Here is a 16,318-nt window from a genome sequence, read left to right on the forward strand (position 1 = left end):
CGCGATCGTGCACTCAAGTCTCGTCCGATCCGCCAATCACCTTCCGGAAGCCGGATCATGATCCTGCGCTCGGCATCCCCCTCATGGTAGGAATGCGCTTCGACGTGGGGGCGGTTTACCCACACTCCACCATGTACCCGACACGCCCGTCGGGTCCTGCCGCGATCAACGTCGATGACGCAAGGGGGCGGAGCAGGCCGGTGAAACGTGCGGTAGCGGCGGGTGCGGTGCGCAAACATGGCGAAGCGCGTCAGGGTTGGCTGGCCCGGGGCAGCATTGTCCGTCTGCTGCGATTGCTGGTCACGGTGCCACTGATCGCCGTCGTCGGATTCGCCGGCCTGGCCTTGCAGGGCACGGTCCGGCAGGTGCTGAACGCGGGCACCGTACACGACATGGTCACGCTCTCCACCCAGGCCGGCGCGCTGGCCCGGGCTCTTCAGGCCGAGCGGGTGACCGCTGCGGTCGAGCTGACCACGCAGAGCCAGACCGCCAGCGCCACCTTCGACGAGCAGGTGGCACGCACGGACGCCGAGATCGCCGAGTTCGAGCGGCGGCGGGCGGAGGTGGAGACCTCGGTCCCCGCCCTACAGCGGATCGACGCCGGGCTGACCGCGCTGAGCACGGTACGGGAACAGGTGCGCTCCAGCCCCCGTGCCACGCTCTCCGCGATCGCCTTCAGCTACCGCATCCTCATCGCCGACCTGCTCACCTTCCGGGCGTCCGTGGCCACCGACACCTCGAACCGGATCGCCGACGACGTCCGGGCCGCGGTGGCGGTGTCGGAGGCGGGCGAGGCGATCGGGCAGCTCCAGGTCATCGTGCTGCGCAGCCTGGCCGGCGGTGAGGTGACCCCGGCCGGGCAGCAGGAGAGTGTCGGCGCCCAGGCCCGGTTCGCCGAGGCCAGCAACGCGTTCCTGGCCCTCGCCGAGCCGGGTTGGGTGGCGGGCTGGGAGCAGATCGGTACCGACCAGCAGGTGGTCGCCGCGCAGCGGCTCCAGGACCAGGTGGGTCGGACGCTGCCCGGCGAACGGCTTGTGGTCGATGCGAACGCCTGGGTCGAGGCCACCGACGGCTGGATCGGCCGGATGTTCCAGATCCAGGGCGAGGTGGACGCCGCAGTCGCCGACCGGGTGGCGGCCGAGCGGGCCCAGCTGCTCCGCAACGCGGTGCTGCAAAGCGTCGGCATCCTCGTCGTACTGGCGATCACCGCCGTACTCACCGGTGTGGTGGCCCGGCGGATCACCCGCCGGCTGCGATCCCTGCGCAACACGGTGACCAAGGTGGCGTACGACCGACTGCCCGCCGTGGTCCGTGATCTCAACGCGGCTCCGCCCGGCAGCGTGCGGCCGGACGAGGTGGCCGACCGCTCCGTGGCCGAGTTCCGGATCACCGGCGCCGACGAGATCGCCGAGGTGGCGACCGCGACCCGGGCGCTGCACCGGGAGGCGGTCCGGATCGCCGGTGAGCAGGCGGTGATGCGGGCCAACATCGCCGAGATCTTCGTCCACCTGTCCCGGCGCGAGCAGCGCCTGGTCGACGCGATGCTCGCCCAGGTCGACCTGGTCGAGCGCGACGAGGCCGACCCGGAGCGGCTCCAGCAGCTGTACCAGCTGGACCACCTCGCCACCCGGATGGCCCGGATCAACCAGAGCCTGCTGGTGCTCGGCGGTTCCGGCATCTCCCGGGTACGCCAGGAGCCGGTGCCGCTGGACCACGTGACCCAGGCGGCGCTGTCCCAGATCGAGCACTACACCCGGGTCCGGATGGGCACTGTGGACCGGGAGCTGTGCATCGCCGGTCCCGCTGTGGACGAGATCGTGCACCTGCTCGCCGAGCTGTTGGACAACGCGACCGGATACTCTCCGCCGGAGACCGAGGTGCTGGTCACCGGGCACGCGCTCTCCGACCGGGCCATCGTGCAGGTGGTGGACCAGGGCGTCGGGCTCTCCGCCCAGCGGTACCAACAGCTCAACGCCGGGCTGGCCAACCCGGCCTCGATCGAGGTGGCGGGCGTACGCGCGATGGGTCTCACCGTGGTCGCCCGGCTCGCCAGCCGGCACGGTGTCTCGGTCGAGCTGCGTCCCGGACCGACCGGCGGCACGGTGGCCGAGATCGTCATGCCGGCGTCGATCGTCGTGCGCCGACCGGTCCAGCAGCCGGAGCTGGTGAGTGCCGCGCCGGCACCGGCGCCCATTGCTGGCGCCCGTCCCGCCAGCTCCGCACTCGCCGCCGGACGGATGGCGGCACCAGCGGGCACCACTGCGGCCCGCTCCGCGCCGGCCGCTCCCGCACGCCCGGCACCGGCACCGCTGTTCCAGCCGGCAACCGTGACCAGTACGGCAGCGTCGGATCGCCGCACGGTGAACGGGTGGTTCAAGACCACGATGGATGGCGACTCGGTGGCGGTCACCTGGCCGACCGATCCCGGTGAGCGGTGGGCGGCCGCCACGATGGCCCTGCCCATTCAGACCGGACCGTTCCCGCCCCAGGCCGGGCCCTCGGCACCGCAGGCCGGACCCTCGTCGCCCCAGGTGGAGCTGGCCTACCCGCAGGCCGGACCGCCGTCCCCGCAGGCGGAGCTGCCGCCCCCGCAGGCCGGATCGCCGCCGCCGCAGGCCGGATCGTCGCCGCCGCAGGCCGGGTCGTCGCTGCCCACCCAGGGCGGACTGCCGCGTCGGGTACCGCAGTCGCACCTGATCCCGGACGCCCGGCAGCCGGATGCCAACGTCCCGCGCAAGCTCGATCCGGCCGCTGTCGCGGCGGCCATGTCGGCATACGCCAAGGGCGTTGCCGGCCGGCGAGCCCCCGCCGCCTCCTGACGATCACCCACCTCACCTCACCTCACCCCACCTCACCCCACCCCTGACTCCCCCTCACCCTGGAGCAACGCCGTGACAAGCCCGAACGACCTGAGCTGGCTGCTGCAGAACTTCGTCGCCCGTACTCCCGAGGTCAGCCACGCCCTCGCCATCTCAACCGACGGACTGGTCCTGGCGCACAACCACAGCCTGCCCCGGGACCGGGCGGACCAGCTCGCTGCCACCGGTAGCGGCCTGATCGCGCTGCTGATCGGAGCCGCCCGGTTCTTCCAAGCCGGCTCGGTGATCTCAAACGTGACCCAGATGGAGGGGGGATTCATGTTCTGCATGGCGTTCAGCGACGGCGCATCGCTGCTCGTGCTGGCCTCACCCGCCTGCGACGTGGGTCAGGTCTCGTACGAGATGACCGACCTGGCGAACCGGATGGGTGAGGCGCTCACCCCGGCGGTGCGCTCCCACCTGCTGGGGATGCTGTGACCGCCGCCCGCCCGGCCCGACGTGCCGGCTCCGTCGCGCGGCGGCTGGTCGCCGCCTCCCTTGCCGGGGTGCTGGCGTTCGGTGTCGCCGGCTGCGACGGCGATTCGGCGGCGGAGCTTCAGACGATCCGGATCGGGATGCTCACCGTGCTGGAGGGCTCCCTCCAAGCGCCCGGCTCCGAGCTGCGCGACGGATTCCAGCTCTACCTGGACATGCACGGCGGCCGGCTCGGCGGACACCCGGCCGAGATGGTCGTCGGCGACGAGGGATACGACCCCAAGGTGGCCGTCGAGTCCGCCACGAAGCTGCTGGAACAGGAGAAGGTGTCGGCGATCACCGGCATCATCAACGGCGGCAGCGTCGCCGCGATCCAGCCGCTCATCAACGAGCACAAGGTGCCGTTCATCGGCGGGCTGGGGCGACCGGCGCTTACCGACGTCACGTACGTCTGGCACACCAACCTGATCTCCGTCGAGCCGGGCGTGGCCATGGCACCCTTCGTGAAGCAGCAGGTCAAGCGGGGCAAGGTGTACGCCATCGGACCGGATTTCCAGAGCGGTCGGGACGAACTGCGCGGGTTCGTGGAGACCTTCACCGAGTTGGGTGGCCGGCTGGCCAACCCGACCGGTGACGCCGTCTTCAGCCCGTTCCCGGTCACCGAGGACTTCGGCCCGTACCTGAAGGAGATCGCCGAGTCCGGTGCGGACGCGATCTACTGCTTCTTCGACGCCCAGAACGCCATCACCTTCGTCAAGCAGTACGCCGCGTCGGAGGTGTCCCACCTGCCGCTCTATGCGGCGGGCTTCGTGACCGAACCGGCGAGCCTGCCCGAGCAGGGCGACGCGGCGGAGGGCATCTACAACGGCCTGAACTACTCGCCCGACCTCGACAACGCGGCGAACCGGGAGTTCGTGGCCGCCTGGAACGCGGCGTACCCGGGCCGGGTGCCCACCTCGGTGGTGATGGCGTCGTACGACGCGGCGGCCGTGCTGGACCGGGCGATCGCCGCCGCCGGCACCAACCCGAGCCCGGAGGCGATCAACACCGCGATCGGCGGGCTCGGGCAGCTCAACAGCCCACGCGGGCCGTGGCAGTTCGCGAAGTCGACGCACGCGCCGATCCAGAAGTGGTATCTGCGTCAGGTCCGCCGGGACGGCCGGGCCCTGACCAACGTCGTCGTCTCGGAACTGGCCACGCTCGGCGGCTGACCGTCGCAGTGCCGCCGGTGGTGGCCGGTCAGCGTTGCACCCGTGCTCCGGCGCCACGCATCAGGGCCTCGACCTCCCTGCGGTCGGCCATCGAGGTGTCGCCGGGGGTGGTCATGGCCAGCGCGCCGTGGGCGGCACCGTACTCGACGGCGACGGCCAGGTCGCCCTTTTCCAGCAGGCCGTAGACCAGGCCGGAGGCGAAGCTGTCCCCACCGCCCACCCGGTCCATGATCTCCAGGCCGGGGCGGTGGGTCGCCTCGACGAACTCGCCGCCGCCCCAGGCGATGGCACCCCAGTCGTTGACGGTGGCGGTGCGTACCGTGCGCAGCGTGGTGGCCACCACCCGGAAGTTCTGGAACTCCCGGGTGACCTCCTCGATCATGCGCCGGAAGTTCGTCACCTCCAGTTCGGCGAGGCTGGCGTCGGTGTCCGGCACCTCGAAGCCGAGGCAGGCGGTGAAGTCCTCCTCGTTGCCGATCATGACATCGACGTACCGGGCTAGGCGCCGGTTGACCTCCTGGGCGCGAGCCTGCCCACCGACCGCCTTCCAGAGGCTGGGCCGGTAGTTGAGGTCGTACGAGATGACCGTGCCGTGCCGGCGGGCCGCGATCATGGCGGCCTCGATGGTCTCCGGCGTGGTCTCCGAGAGCGCGGCGTAGATGCCGCCGGTGTGCAGCCAGCGCACCCCGAGGTCGCCGAAGAGGTGATCCCAGTCGACGTCACCGGCGCGGAGCTGGCTGGCGGCGGTGTGGCCCCGGTCCGAGGTGCCGACGGCGCCGCGTACGCCGAATCCGCGCTCGGTGAAGTTCAGGCCGTTGCGGACGCTGCGCCCGATGCCGTCGTAGGGCAGCCAGCTGATGAAGGAAGTGTCCACCCCACCCTGGAGGATCAGGTCCTCCAGCAGCCGCCCTACCTCGTTGTCGGCGAACGCGGTGACGATGGCGGTACGCAGCCCGAAGCAGCGGCGCAGGCCGCGGGCGACGTTGTATTCCCCGCCGCCTTCCCAGGCGCGGAAGTTACGGGCGGTGCGTACCCGCCCTTCGCCCGGGTCGAGCCGGAGCATCACCTCACCGAGCGAGACGAGGTCGTACCGGCACTGGTCGGCGGGGCGCAGGTCGAGAAGTGGCATCGCGGATCAGCTCTCCCGGGCGGCGGTCACGGCGGCGGCGGTCAGTCTGGTCACGTCGTCCCACCGGCCCTCGGTGAGCAGGTCAGGAGCGACCATCCACGTCCCGCCGACGGCGAGGACGGCGGGCAGGGCCAGGTAGTCGCGCAGGTTGCCGGTGTTGACGCCACCGGTGGGGATGAACCGGACGGACCGGAAGGGCGCGGCCAACGCCTTGATCATCGTGGCTCCGCCGAGTTGCTCGGCAGGGAAGAACTTGACGGTGTCGAGGCCCGCGTCGACGGCCATCTGGATCTCCGTGGCGGTGGCGGCACCCGGAAAGACGGGGATGCCCACCTGCTGGCAGTGGGCCACCACGAGCGGGCTGAAGCCGGGGCAGACGATGAACCGGGCACCGGCCGCGACGGCCTCGTCCACCTGGCCCGGGGTCAGCACGGTGCCGGCCCCGACGAGCAGGTCGGGGTCTTCGGACATGGCGCGGATGGCGTCGGCGGCGGCGTCGGTGCGGAAGGTCACCTCGACGCTGCGCAGGCCACCTGCGGTCAGCGCGGCGGCGAGGGGAGCGGCGGCGCGGGCGTCGTCGAGCACGACGACCGGAAGGATCCGCCCCGCGGGCAGGGTCTCCGAGACGCCAGCGGGCTGTTCAGAAGGATGAACGGCAGTCACATATGTGACCCTACTGCTGATTCCGGCGATGTCAATCCCGCTACAGTGACGCCATGACATCCGCCGAGGGGTTCCAGCCGGTCAAGTCGGCCGGGCGCACGCTGGAGGTGCTGGAGATGCTCGCCGCCTCCGGTGGCCGGCGTTCCCTCGGCGACCTGGCCCGCACCCTTGGCATCCCGAAGAGCAGCCTGCACGGCATCCTGCGCACGATGATCCAGCGCGGCTGGGTGGAGGCCGACGACACCGGCACCCGGTTCGGGCTGGGGGTACGGGCCCTTCAGGTCGGCGCCGCGTACCTGGACACCGACGACGCGGTCGGGCTGCTGACCGGCGTACTCGACGACCTGTCCCGGCAGTTCGGCGAGACCGTTCACCTCGGCCGGCTGGACGGGGCGCACGTGGTCTACACCGCCAAGCGGGAGTCCAGGCATCCGCTCCGGCTGTACAGCGCCATCGGCCGACGCCTGCCGGCACACGCCACCGCGCTGGGCAAGGCCCTGCTCGCCGAACGCGCCGACGAGGTGGTCGACGAGTTGGTGGGGGCGCTGCCCACGGCACTGACCCGGCACACCATCACCGACCTCGCGGCCCTGCACGCCGATCTCGCGGCCAGCCGCGAACGGGGGTACGCCGTCGACCACGAGGAGAACACCGAGGGCATCGTGTGTTTCGCGGTGGCGGTACCACTGCACGCACCGGCGGTGGACGCGATAAGTCTCTCGATACCGGTCGCCCGACTCGACGGGCAACTCGAAGAGCGGGTGGTGCAATCGCTGCGCCGCTCGGTCGACCAGGTACGCGCCGCACGCGGGCTGCTCACGCCGACCTGACGGGCCGGGACCCGAGCCAGGCCCCGACCCGTACGACGACCGATGGCCTCAGTAGGAGAGGACCGCGGTGGCGTGGGCGTCGAGGGTGATCGTCTCGCCGGGGCCGAGTGACAGGCCGATGAAGCGCATCTGCGGGTCCAGTGGCGCCTGCCGTGTCAACGGTCGGTTTCGATGCGTGGTTGAGCCCCGGCGACGAACGTGTCGAGCGCCGCCCCGTGCAGCACCCCGCCGGGCAGCGGATCGCGTCGGGCCCGCGCAGCCAGCCGCGCCACCGGCAGCCGATCCGGGCATAGCGCGGCGGCGAGCACCACATTGCCGTACCGCCGGCCGCGCAGCATCCGCCGGTCGGCGACGACACACACGTCGGCGAAGACCGCCCGCAGGGTGGCCACCTGCACCCGGGTGACCACCAGGGGCGGCAGGTCGGTGACGTTGACCAGGTAGATGCCGTCGGGCCGGAGCACCCGGGCGACCTCGGCGGCAAACGACACGGTGGCCACGTGCGGCGGCATCCGAGCCGCCCGGTAGATGTCGGCGAGCACCAGGTCGTACGTGTCGGCGGGGGCGTCGGCAACGGCCTCCCGTGCGTCGGTGACCTGCACCTCGACCCCGGCCGGCAGGGCCGGCAGTTCGCGCGCCACAAGTGCCACCACGGCCGGATCCCGCTCGACGACAAGCTGCGTCGAGCCGGGCCGGGTCGCGGCGACGTAGCGCGGTAGCGTCAGCGCGCCGCCGCCGAGATGCAGCACGTCCAGCGGGTCGCCGGTCGGTGCGGCGAGGTCGACCACGGCGGCCATCCGGCGGACGTACTCGAAGTGCAGGTACCTGGGGTCGGCAAGGTCCACGTAGGACTGCTCTACGCCGCCGGCCAGGAGCGTACGCCCGGTGGGCCGGCTCGGGTCGACGGCCAGTTCGAGCCGGTCGGATGCCTCCATGACCAGGCAGGCTAACCAGGCGCTGACCCGCCCGGCCCGGATCCTGAGGCAACCGGGCCAGGCGGTTCGGCATCAGCAGCGCCCGGGCTGGTTCTCAGGTGAGCACCTCGCGGACCCGATCGCGCTCCGCCTGGAACAGCTTCCAGAGCTGCTCCTGGTCCGCGTCCGGCAGATTCTCGACCTGACCGTAGTCGAACGGCGGTTCGGGGTCGTACTCCAGGAATGCCTGCCCCCGGCCGGCGGCCCGTTCACCCCACAGGCGCGCGGCCACCACCAGCGCGGCGTCCATTCCGGCGCTGACACCGGCGCTGGTGATGATCCGCCCGTCGACCACCCAGCGCCGCCGCTTGAAGCGCGCTCCGGACAGGGGCAACTCGTCGGCGAACGCCCAGTAGGTGGTGGCCGAGCGACCCCGCAGGATGCCGGCGGCGGCCATCAGCAGTACGCCGGTGCAGATGCCGAACGTGATGCGGGTGTGTCGATGTGCCGTCCGGATGTAGTCCAGGATCGGTCGATCCTGCATCAGGACGCTCGGCAGCCCCGGTCCCGGCACGACGAGCACGTCGGGCCGGGGGAGCGTGGCGTAGGTGGCGGTCGGTACCCACTGCATTCCTTCGCCACCGGGTATCGGCGTGAGGTCCGGGCCGACGAAGTGCAGCCGGGCCGGCGGGCCGCCCGCCCGTTGGGTGGCACCGAGGACACCTAACGGGCCGACCAGGTCGAGTGGCACGAGCCCGTTGAAGACCAGGAACGCGATGTCGAGCGGCTGTTCACCACCCGCCGGTGCCGGGCGGTGGGCCGAGGCGGGGCTGGCGCTGCCCACGGCGAATCCGGACGCGGCGAGCGCCGCCCCGATGGTCAGCAGCTGCCGTCGGTTCGGGTTGTTGTCAGGCATGGAACGTCCCTTTCTGGAACTGGTCGCGATAGGTGGTCGGGGCCATCCCGATGACCCGATGAAACGCCTGCCGCATGGTTTCGACGCTGTGGAAGCCGCACCGCTTGGCCACCACCTCGACGGGGTCGTCGCCGGCTTCGAGGAGCTGCTGGGCGGCCTCGACGCGGATCCGTTGGACGTACTGGCCGGGCGTGGTGCCGAGCACGTCGCTGAACAAGCGGGACAGGTGACGTGGACTCACCGCCGCGCGGGCGGCCATCGCCGCCAGCGAATGATCCGCGTGCGGTTGCTCGGCGACCGTGTCGAGGACCATCCGCAGTGCCGCCTGACGGGTCGACCGGGCCCGCCCGCGTACCGACAGCTGCGACTGGCCGGCCGGCCGTTGCAGGAAGACCACCAGCCACTTGGCGACCTGCCGGGCGAGCGCGCCGTCATGGTCGCGCTCCACCAGGGCCAGGGCGAGGTCGATGCCAGCGGTGACTCCGGCGGCGGTGTAGAGGTCGCCGTCGCGCACGTACATCCCGTCGGACTCGACGGTGATCTGCGGGTACCGCCTGGCCAGCTCCCGGCAGAAGGCCCAGTGGGTGGTCGCCCGCCGACCGTCGAGCAAACCGGCCTCGGCCAGCACGAACGCGCCGATGCACACCGATGCCAGCACCGTGCACCGCTCGCGTATCCGGCGTACGGCCTGGGCGAGCGGCACCAACGCGGTGCCTGTCGGTGCCGGGTCGCACCCGGCGACCAGCAACAGGTGCACCGGGCCGGTCACCGCGTCCAGGGCGGTGTCGACGCCGAGTTGCACCCCCTCCCGGGTGTGCACCGGACGGCCGTCGGGTGACGCCAGTCGGACCCGGTAGGAGCCGCCGCACTTTGCCGCGAGCGCGAAGACCTGCAACGGCCCGGCGACGTCCAGCAGCACCGCGCCATCGGCGGCGGCAATGACCACCTCCCGAGGGCCGTCACAAGGAGCCTCAGCACTCATGCAGCGATTATTTTTTGGCGCCTCGGCCACGGCAACGACGGCCAGCCCACAGAACCGGCCATGGTCGGCGGGAACCTCGGTCGATCGCCGGACGACTGGTGGCCCGGCGACGACGGTGGCCGGTCAGCGGCCGTCGAGTGCCGACTGCAACCGTTGGATGAGTGTCTTGCGGCCCTTACCGGCGCGTTCGGCGCGTAGCGCCGCTCTCAGCTGACCGGTGTCGAGGTCGCGGACGTGTCGGGTGGCCTCGGCGACCGGCAGCTCCGTGAGCGGCACGGCTGCGGCGTTGCGGCGTGCGCGTCGGGCCGGCTCGGTGTTTGCGACGTACTGCTTGCCGGACTTCGACTCCTTGCGCTTCTTGGCGTCGGTCGCGCGTTGTTGCTCGGGGGAAAGCTGGTGCCAGGCTTGCTCGGGGAGGTACCGATCGGTTTCGCCGTCGTGCCGAGCCCGGGTGGTGCCCTGCCTGTTCTGCCATTTCTGCCCACCCCAGCGTTGCAGGGATTTCTGGCGCTCGTCCTTTGGGCCCTGATAGCCGCCGCCGCGCTTCTGGTATTCCTTCGTGAGCAGCTGTGACTTGCGCGCCGACCACTGTCCCGGCCGCCCGCCCCGGTCGGAGGCCATGATTTCTGCCTTGAGCTTTTCCCGCAGCTCGGGATTTGTGTACTGCGCCATGCGCGCTGCGTACCCGCGGTGGCGCGACCTACGCACCGGCGTCGCACCACGGTTACGCCGCCTGCGGTACCACGTGCGTGCCGCCGCGCCGCTAGGCTACGGCCTCGACGCCGCACAGCTCGTCGGGGGAGGCGGACATGGCGCAGGTTCGACGTGAAGAGCCAGTGGAGGATCGGTTCTCCAGGCTGGACACGACAGTGCCGCACTCGGCGCGGGTATGGAACTACTGGCTCGGCGGTAAGGACAACTTCGCCCCGGACCGGGCAGCGGGTGACCAGGTACGAGCGGTCTTCCCGGAAATCGTCGAGGCGGCACGATACTCGCGGGCGTTCCTCGGTCGAGCGGTGACGTATCTGGCCGCAGAGGTGGGAATCCGCCAGTTTCTCGACGTCGGCACCGGCCTGCCCACGGCGGACAACACCCACGAGGTCGCCCAGCGGATCGTGCCGCAGGCACGGGTCGTCTACGTGGACAACGATCCGATGGTTCTCGCGCATGCCCGGGTGCTGCTCACCAGCAGCGAGCAGGGCGCCACCCAGTACATCGACGCCGACCTGCGCGACTCGGAGAAGATCATCCAGGGTGCTCGCGAGACGCTTGACTTCCGCGAGCCGATCGGGTTGATGTTGTTGGGCGTGATGGGCCATGTCGAGCACCCGGCCGAGGCACGAGACCTGGTCGAGGCCCTGGTCTCGGCGCTGCCATCCGGCAGCTACCTGGCGATGTCCGACGGTACGGCGACAAGCGAGCGGGCGATCGAGTCGCATCGGCAGTACAACCAGAGCGGTGCCCTGCCGTACCACCTGCGTGAGGTCGCCGACTTCACCGCGTTCTTCGCCGGCCTCGACCTGGTCGAGCCGGGTGTCGTACCACTGGGCCAATGGCGTCCGGAGCACCGGCCGACGGCCAGCGTGGACGGCTACTGCGGGATCGCTCGCAAGCCCTGACCTGCGGACCGGCCGGCGGCGTTTGCATAAGTCGGCGACCTGAGGCTTTCCTATTCGGGGCGATCTGCTGGTCGCACTGGGAATGCCGATGTGCTCGTTTATTGGGCGTCGGCGAAAGCTTGCCATGGCGAAGGCGAGCCGGCGATATGGCCGCCTCGGTTAATTGGGCACAGACCTTCCTGAGCCTACTGAGATCGGGGTGGGCGCGGCCATCGCCCGACTGTCCAGGATTCGCGCGTCGAAGGGTCATCACGATGGGCCCGACGCCTGTCCGGCGGCATCCCCAGCCGTCGCGACCTGGTCAATGTTCCTTAGCTTGCGACCGAGGGTGATTTACCGAGTTTCAGGGATATCGTTCCGTCCTTTGCTGACCGGTCCCTTTCTGCGGGTTGTGCTGGGAGGTGAAAACTAGACCTTGCTACTTGGCCTGCCCAAAATGGGAGCTGGTCGTGACGGGCCCTTTGACACTCGACGATGCTTAGGTATAGTGCGATCAATCCCCCTCAGTTGTGCCGGAAAGCGGCTGATCTGTTCATGACCCCTGGGCTGGAAAATGCGTCAACGGGCCTGCGCTTTGTCGGGCGGCGAGCACAGTTGGCGCGAATCGGTAGAGCCCGGGCGGCCGTGCTGAGCCACGGCAGGCAGATGGTCTGCGAGGTGGTCGGGGAGCCGGGCATCGGCAAGACCCGGTTCGTCCGGGAAGCCCTGGCACAGGGCCTTTCCACCGTCCCCTGGGCCGTCGGGACCTGTACGCCGGACGAGCGAGGAGTCCCCTTCCACGTCTTCCGGCACGCCTTCGCCGGGGGGCGGCCACCCCGATGCGAACTTGCCGAGCGATCCGGCGGGACGGCCGCCGAGATCTGGGCGGAGTCCGCCAGCGCCCCACCGCCGACGGGCCGGGCGTCGGACGCCCGACGGTTCCGCACCTACCAACTGGCCCGCCGGCTTATCGGTCTGGCCGCCCGGGACGGCCTGGTGCTGGTCCTCGACGATCTGCACTGGGCGGATTCCTCCTCCACCGGATTGATCGCCCACCTGTTGCGGTATCCGGTGCCGGCTCCGCTGCTGCTCGTACTCGTCTACCGTCCCCGGCAGACCGCGACGCCGATGCCGTTCGGTCCACCGGATCCCGACGAAGGTGCCGCTGCGCAGCCGAGGGCGCATGATCGGATCGAACTCCGTCCGCTGAGCCTCGACGAGGCCGCGCTACTGGGCCCCTGCGCCACCGAGGCAGAACTGCGCGCCCGGTACGACCTGACCGGCGGCAATCCCGGCTACCTGGCGGCACTGCCAGACAGCCCGCTGCTGTGCGGTGGCGCGGCGATCCGCGAACCACAGGCCGCCCGGCTCTCCGACGCGGTGGTGGCCGTGCTCCGACGCGAGTGGACAGACCTGCCACCCGTTGACGTTGCCTGCCTGCGAGCCGGTGCGATCGTCGACGCGCCCTTCACCGCCGACCTGCTCGCCGAGATCGCACAGGTGCCGACGACATCGGCGGTCGAGGCCGGCTGGCGGTTGGCCCGGCGTGACCTGTTCCGTCGGGTCCCGGGCACGGGACGGTTCACCTTCCGGCACCCGGTGCTGCGGATGGCGGTCACCCAGGACACCGACCCGGCGTGGCGGATGACGGCCTATCCGAGGGCGCTCACCGCGCTGGTCGAGCAGGGCGCTCCACCCGCGGTCCGGGCCCGCCACGCGGAACGCCTGCTCGCCCTGCCGGACGGCCGCTGGGTCGAACGCGGCGTCGACGTGCTCTGCCGGGCCGCGCAGGAAGCCCGCCGGGAAACACCGGAACTGGCCATCCGCTGGTTGCGGCTGGCGTTGCGGGCGCTCCGGTCCACCACCGGGCCGACGCAGCGTCGTCTGGACGTGTCGTTCGCACTGGCCCAGATCACCGGGGAAACGGGTGACCTGGCCGAGAGCAGAGCCCTGCTCCAGGACATCGTGCCGCTGCTCACCGCCGATCCGGACGGGCGGCGTGCCCGGGCGGTGGCTCTCTGGGCGCGGGTGGAACGCCTGCTCGGCAACTACGCGGAGGCGGCGGCGATCAGTCGGCGCGAGCTGGCCGCCGTCCCGGCCGGTCCCGGCGGCTACCAACTGGCCACCGAGATCGGCGCCGCCGGCATCCTCGCCGGCCGTCCCATGGTCGGCCTGCCGGACGTGCTCAGCACCGACCTCGGCGGCTCCGGCGTGGACCGCGCCGGCCTCCTTGCCGTCCGCAGCCTGGCCGCCGTGACCGACGGCGCGCTCGACGACGCCCGGCACCTGCTCGCTGCCGGCGTCCGGATCGTCGACTCGCTGCCGGACCGGGACGTGCGAGACCACCCCGACTGCCTGACCGCGCTCGGCTTGACCGAGCTGTATCTGGAGCGGCAGACCGACGCGGTTCGGCACCTCGACCGGGGACTCGCCCTCGTCCGGGCCGCGCACCGCGACGACGGGCTGTGTCAGCTGCTGCTCAGCCGCAGTCAGGTGGCCTACCACCACGGTCAGCTGACCACAGCCATCGACCTGGCCACCGAGGCGGGCATCGTCGCCCGGCGCATCGGCAGTCCCGATCTGCTGAGCTTCGCCCTGGCGTTCGAGGCGGAGGCGACGGCCTGGCGCGGTCGCCCCCGGGACGACGCCCGGGCGGTGGCGCTGGCCCGCAGCGCCGTCGAGATCGCCACCGACCTCGCCACCTGGTGCGGTCGTACCGCCGCGACCGCACTTGCCACCACCGCGCTGCTGGCCGGTGATCCACAGACCTGTGCCGAACTGCTGCGCTCAGCCGGCGGCGACAGCCGGCTGAGCCGCCTCCAGAGCACCCTCCGGCCAATGTGGTACGGGCTGCTCTGCGCCGCCGCGCTCGCCTCGGGCGAGGTGGCCGACGCGGAACGGCAGGCGCGGCTGGCCATGGCCGACGCGGACCAGATCGGCCTTCCCGGGCAGCGGGGCTGCGCCGAGTCGGCGTACGGCGAAGTGCTGCTCGCCCGCGGTGAGGTCGCGGCGGCGTTGGTCCACCTGGAGACCGCGGCCGACCTGTTCCGCACCGGCGGAATGGTGTTGCGGCGCAGCCTGGCGCTGGCCGCCCTGGCGAGGGCGGCCGAAGCCGCGGACCGGAGCGGCCCGGCGGAGCGGGCCCGCCGGCGGGCGCTGGAGCTGGCCGAATGGTGCGGGACGGAACGGGTCGCGCTGCGGCTGGCCCGTCCGGTCGGCCCGCGCGAGGCCGCCGCCCTGACCGACCGGGAGTGGCACATCGCGCGGCTCGCGGCGACCGGGGACACCAGCCGGCTGATCGGGCGGCAGCTGAACATCAGCCCCCGCACCGTGGAGGCCCACCTGACCCGGATCTACCGCAAAGCCGGCGTCGCCTCCCGATCGGCTCTGGTCGCCTGGGTTTCCCGGCTCGATGACACCGATCGATGAAAACGACCCGGGCCGGTTGACGTCGTTAGGTGCAACGCCGCCGGGCCGGGCAGCACGAGGCCGCACCGTCACCGGCGCGGTCCGACCGGCGCTCACATACTCGAATCCACCGGGTGCGAGGCCCGTGCGCGGTGGTGGATGGAGGACGAGATGCTGGGCAGAAGAGCTGTCAGGAGCCCGCGCGCCGTCGCCGGTCCGGTACCGGCGACGCCGTTCGCCGCCGTGGTGGCGTTGCTCCTCCTGGCCGGCTGCGGTGGCGAGCCGGTGGACGCGGCTGCCCCGGCGCCGGTCGAGTCCGCCGCCTTCGGGCCGGACCGTGCCGCGCTGGTGCTCACCGCCTTCGACCAGGCCGACTCGGCAGCCTCCGTCGCCGGTGACGTCGAGGCGCTGCGTACCCAGGAGATCCCACCCGCGCTCGACCTCAGCATCGCCGCGGTCCGCCGGGCCGCCTACCACAAGCGTCCACAACCGTCGTTCCAGCACATCAACCCGGTCTTCGCGGTGCCGGCCGGCGAAGCGACCTGCTTCCTCGCCACGGCCACCCTGCGGCTGGCCGGGTCGGAGCTGGCCCCCACCGACGTCAGTCAGTTCGTGCTCGACACCGACGGCCAGTGGAAGCTCAGCCACAACGTCCAGATCATCCAGCCGGCCCTGGTGACGGCCCGGAGCATCGGCAGCCAACCCACCACGTCCGGCGGTGCCGCCCTGGACGAGACCAGCCGCAAAGCCGTCGCCGCCGAGGTGTTCGCCCGCAGCATCGGCTCGACGACCGGCAACCGCTCCGTGGTCGAGTCGAGCCCGCTGCTCGACGGCCAGTTCGCCGGCGGTTGGGAGGTCTACGGGCAACAACTCGCCGAAGTCGGCGCGCAGGTGCAGCGGACGCTGGACCGGGCCGAGTGGTCGGACTGCGCGGTCACGCTGCCGACCGGCACGCTTACCTTCCTGACGATTCACGCCACCGACACGCTGCGGCCGGCACCCGGCGGCCCGGCGACGGTCCGGATGGTGCCGCAGAGACCGGACCTGATCGCCACCGGCCATCGCACGGCCGTGCGCGGCAAGACCATCCGGGTCACCCGGGTGGAGACGTTCCTGTTGCTGGTACCGGCGCAGACCGTCGGCACCAGCGTGTTGGGGCTCAACGACACCGCGCTTACCGTCACCGCAAGCTGACCCAAGCCCGCTTACGGCCCGCGAGGCCACCGACGGCCGGTGGGGTCGCTTACGGCCCGCGAGGCCGTCGACGGCCGGTGGGGCCGCTGACGGCAGAAACCGATGGCATCTCTCGGGATCGGACCCGCTGGACCGCGACGATGGTGGCAGCCCTGATCAGGGCAGGGCCGGCGGTGCCGC

The 16,318-nt window shown here is 71.4% G+C and carries 13 protein-coding genes; 7 read left to right on the top strand and 6 right to left on the bottom strand.

All coding sequences use genetic code 11. The features are described 5' to 3' along the window. The first annotated feature begins 200 nt into the window (after positions 1-200). The 3 genes from QQG74_RS02875 to QQG74_RS02885 all read left to right on the top strand — a co-directional run bounded on the left by QQG74_RS02875 (position 201) and on the right by QQG74_RS02885 (position 4,504). A complete protein-coding gene (locus QQG74_RS02875) occupies positions 201-2,819 on the top strand; it encodes a nitrate- and nitrite sensing domain-containing protein (RefSeq protein ID WP_341718736.1) in 2,619 nt (872 codons plus the stop codon). 72 nt (positions 2,820-2,891) lie between these two features. Further along, positions 2,892-3,296 carry a roadblock/LC7 domain-containing protein gene (locus tag QQG74_RS02880; protein WP_341718737.1) on the top strand — a complete coding sequence of 135 codons (405 nt, stop codon included), beginning with the start codon at positions 2,892-2,894 and terminating at the stop codon, positions 3,294-3,296. After that, positions 3,293-4,504: an ABC transporter substrate-binding protein gene (locus tag QQG74_RS02885; protein WP_341718738.1), complete on the top strand. Its 1,212-nt coding sequence runs from the start codon at positions 3,293-3,295 to the stop codon at positions 4,502-4,504. The genes QQG74_RS02880 and QQG74_RS02885 overlap by 4 nt, the downstream gene beginning before the upstream one ends. Positions 4,505-4,532: 28 nt before the next feature. On the opposite strand, the gene QQG74_RS02890 is transcribed toward QQG74_RS02885, so the two are convergent. Further along, positions 4,533-5,633: a sugar kinase gene (locus QQG74_RS02890; protein WP_341718739.1), complete on the bottom strand. Its 1,101-nt coding sequence runs from the start codon at positions 5,631-5,633 to the stop codon at positions 4,533-4,535. 6 nt (positions 5,634-5,639) lie between these two features. Then, the gene (eda, locus tag QQG74_RS02895) at positions 5,640-6,296 is read right to left on the bottom strand and encodes a bifunctional 4-hydroxy-2-oxoglutarate aldolase/2-dehydro-3-deoxy-phosphogluconate aldolase (protein ID WP_341718740.1); all 657 of its coding nucleotides are present in this window, start codon (positions 6,294-6,296) and stop codon (positions 5,640-5,642) included. Positions 6,297-6,349: 53 nt separating this feature from the next. Between eda and QQG74_RS02900 the strand changes: the two genes are divergently transcribed. Further along, positions 6,350-7,126, top strand: a complete 777-nt coding sequence (locus tag QQG74_RS02900) for an IclR family transcriptional regulator (protein ID WP_341718741.1) — start codon at positions 6,350-6,352, stop codon at positions 7,124-7,126. 155 nt (positions 7,127-7,281) lie between these two features. On the opposite strand, the gene QQG74_RS02905 is transcribed toward QQG74_RS02900, so the two are convergent. The 4 genes from QQG74_RS02905 to QQG74_RS02920 form a co-directional block, all read right to left on the bottom strand. Further along, positions 7,282-8,061, bottom strand: a complete 780-nt coding sequence (locus tag QQG74_RS02905; protein WP_341718742.1) for a fused MFS/spermidine synthase — start codon at positions 8,059-8,061, stop codon at positions 7,282-7,284. 94 nt (positions 8,062-8,155) lie between these two features. Beyond that, positions 8,156-8,956, bottom strand: coding sequence for a DJ-1/PfpI family protein (locus QQG74_RS02910; RefSeq protein ID WP_341718743.1), 801 nt, complete (start codon positions 8,954-8,956; stop codon positions 8,156-8,158). Next, on the bottom strand, positions 8,949-9,938 hold the full coding sequence (locus QQG74_RS02915; protein WP_341718744.1) for a GlxA family transcriptional regulator: 990 nt from the start codon (positions 9,936-9,938) through the stop codon (positions 8,949-8,951). Before QQG74_RS02915 ends, QQG74_RS02910 begins: the two co-directional genes overlap by 8 nt. Before the next feature lie 123 nt (positions 9,939-10,061). After that, positions 10,062-10,610: a DUF5872 domain-containing protein gene (locus QQG74_RS02920; protein ID WP_341718745.1), complete on the bottom strand. Its 549-nt coding sequence runs from the start codon at positions 10,608-10,610 to the stop codon at positions 10,062-10,064. Positions 10,611-10,747: 137 nt separating this feature from the next. Here QQG74_RS02920 and QQG74_RS02925 point away from each other — a divergent pair, with 137 nt between their 5' ends. The 3 genes from QQG74_RS02925 (at position 10,748) to QQG74_RS02935 (ending at position 16,138) form a co-directional block, all read left to right on the top strand. Then, positions 10,748-11,557 (top strand): SAM-dependent methyltransferase, encoded by an 810-nt coding sequence (locus QQG74_RS02925; protein WP_341718746.1) that lies wholly within the window; start codon positions 10,748-10,750, stop codon positions 11,555-11,557. Between the two features lie 534 nt (positions 11,558-12,091). After that, positions 12,092-14,965 carry an AAA family ATPase gene (locus QQG74_RS02930; protein ID WP_341718747.1) on the top strand — a complete coding sequence of 958 codons (2,874 nt, stop codon included), beginning with the start codon at positions 12,092-12,094 and terminating at the stop codon, positions 14,963-14,965. A 138-nt stretch (positions 14,966-15,103) separates the two neighbouring features. Beyond that, positions 15,104-16,138: a hypothetical protein gene (locus QQG74_RS02935; RefSeq protein WP_341718748.1), complete on the top strand. Its 1,035-nt coding sequence runs from the start codon at positions 15,104-15,106 to the stop codon at positions 16,136-16,138. Positions 16,139-16,318: the final 180 nt, after the last annotated feature.

The sequence above is a fragment of the Micromonospora sp. FIMYZ51 genome (genome assembly GCF_038246755.1).
Lineage (GTDB): Bacteria > Actinomycetota > Actinomycetes > Mycobacteriales > Micromonosporaceae > Micromonospora.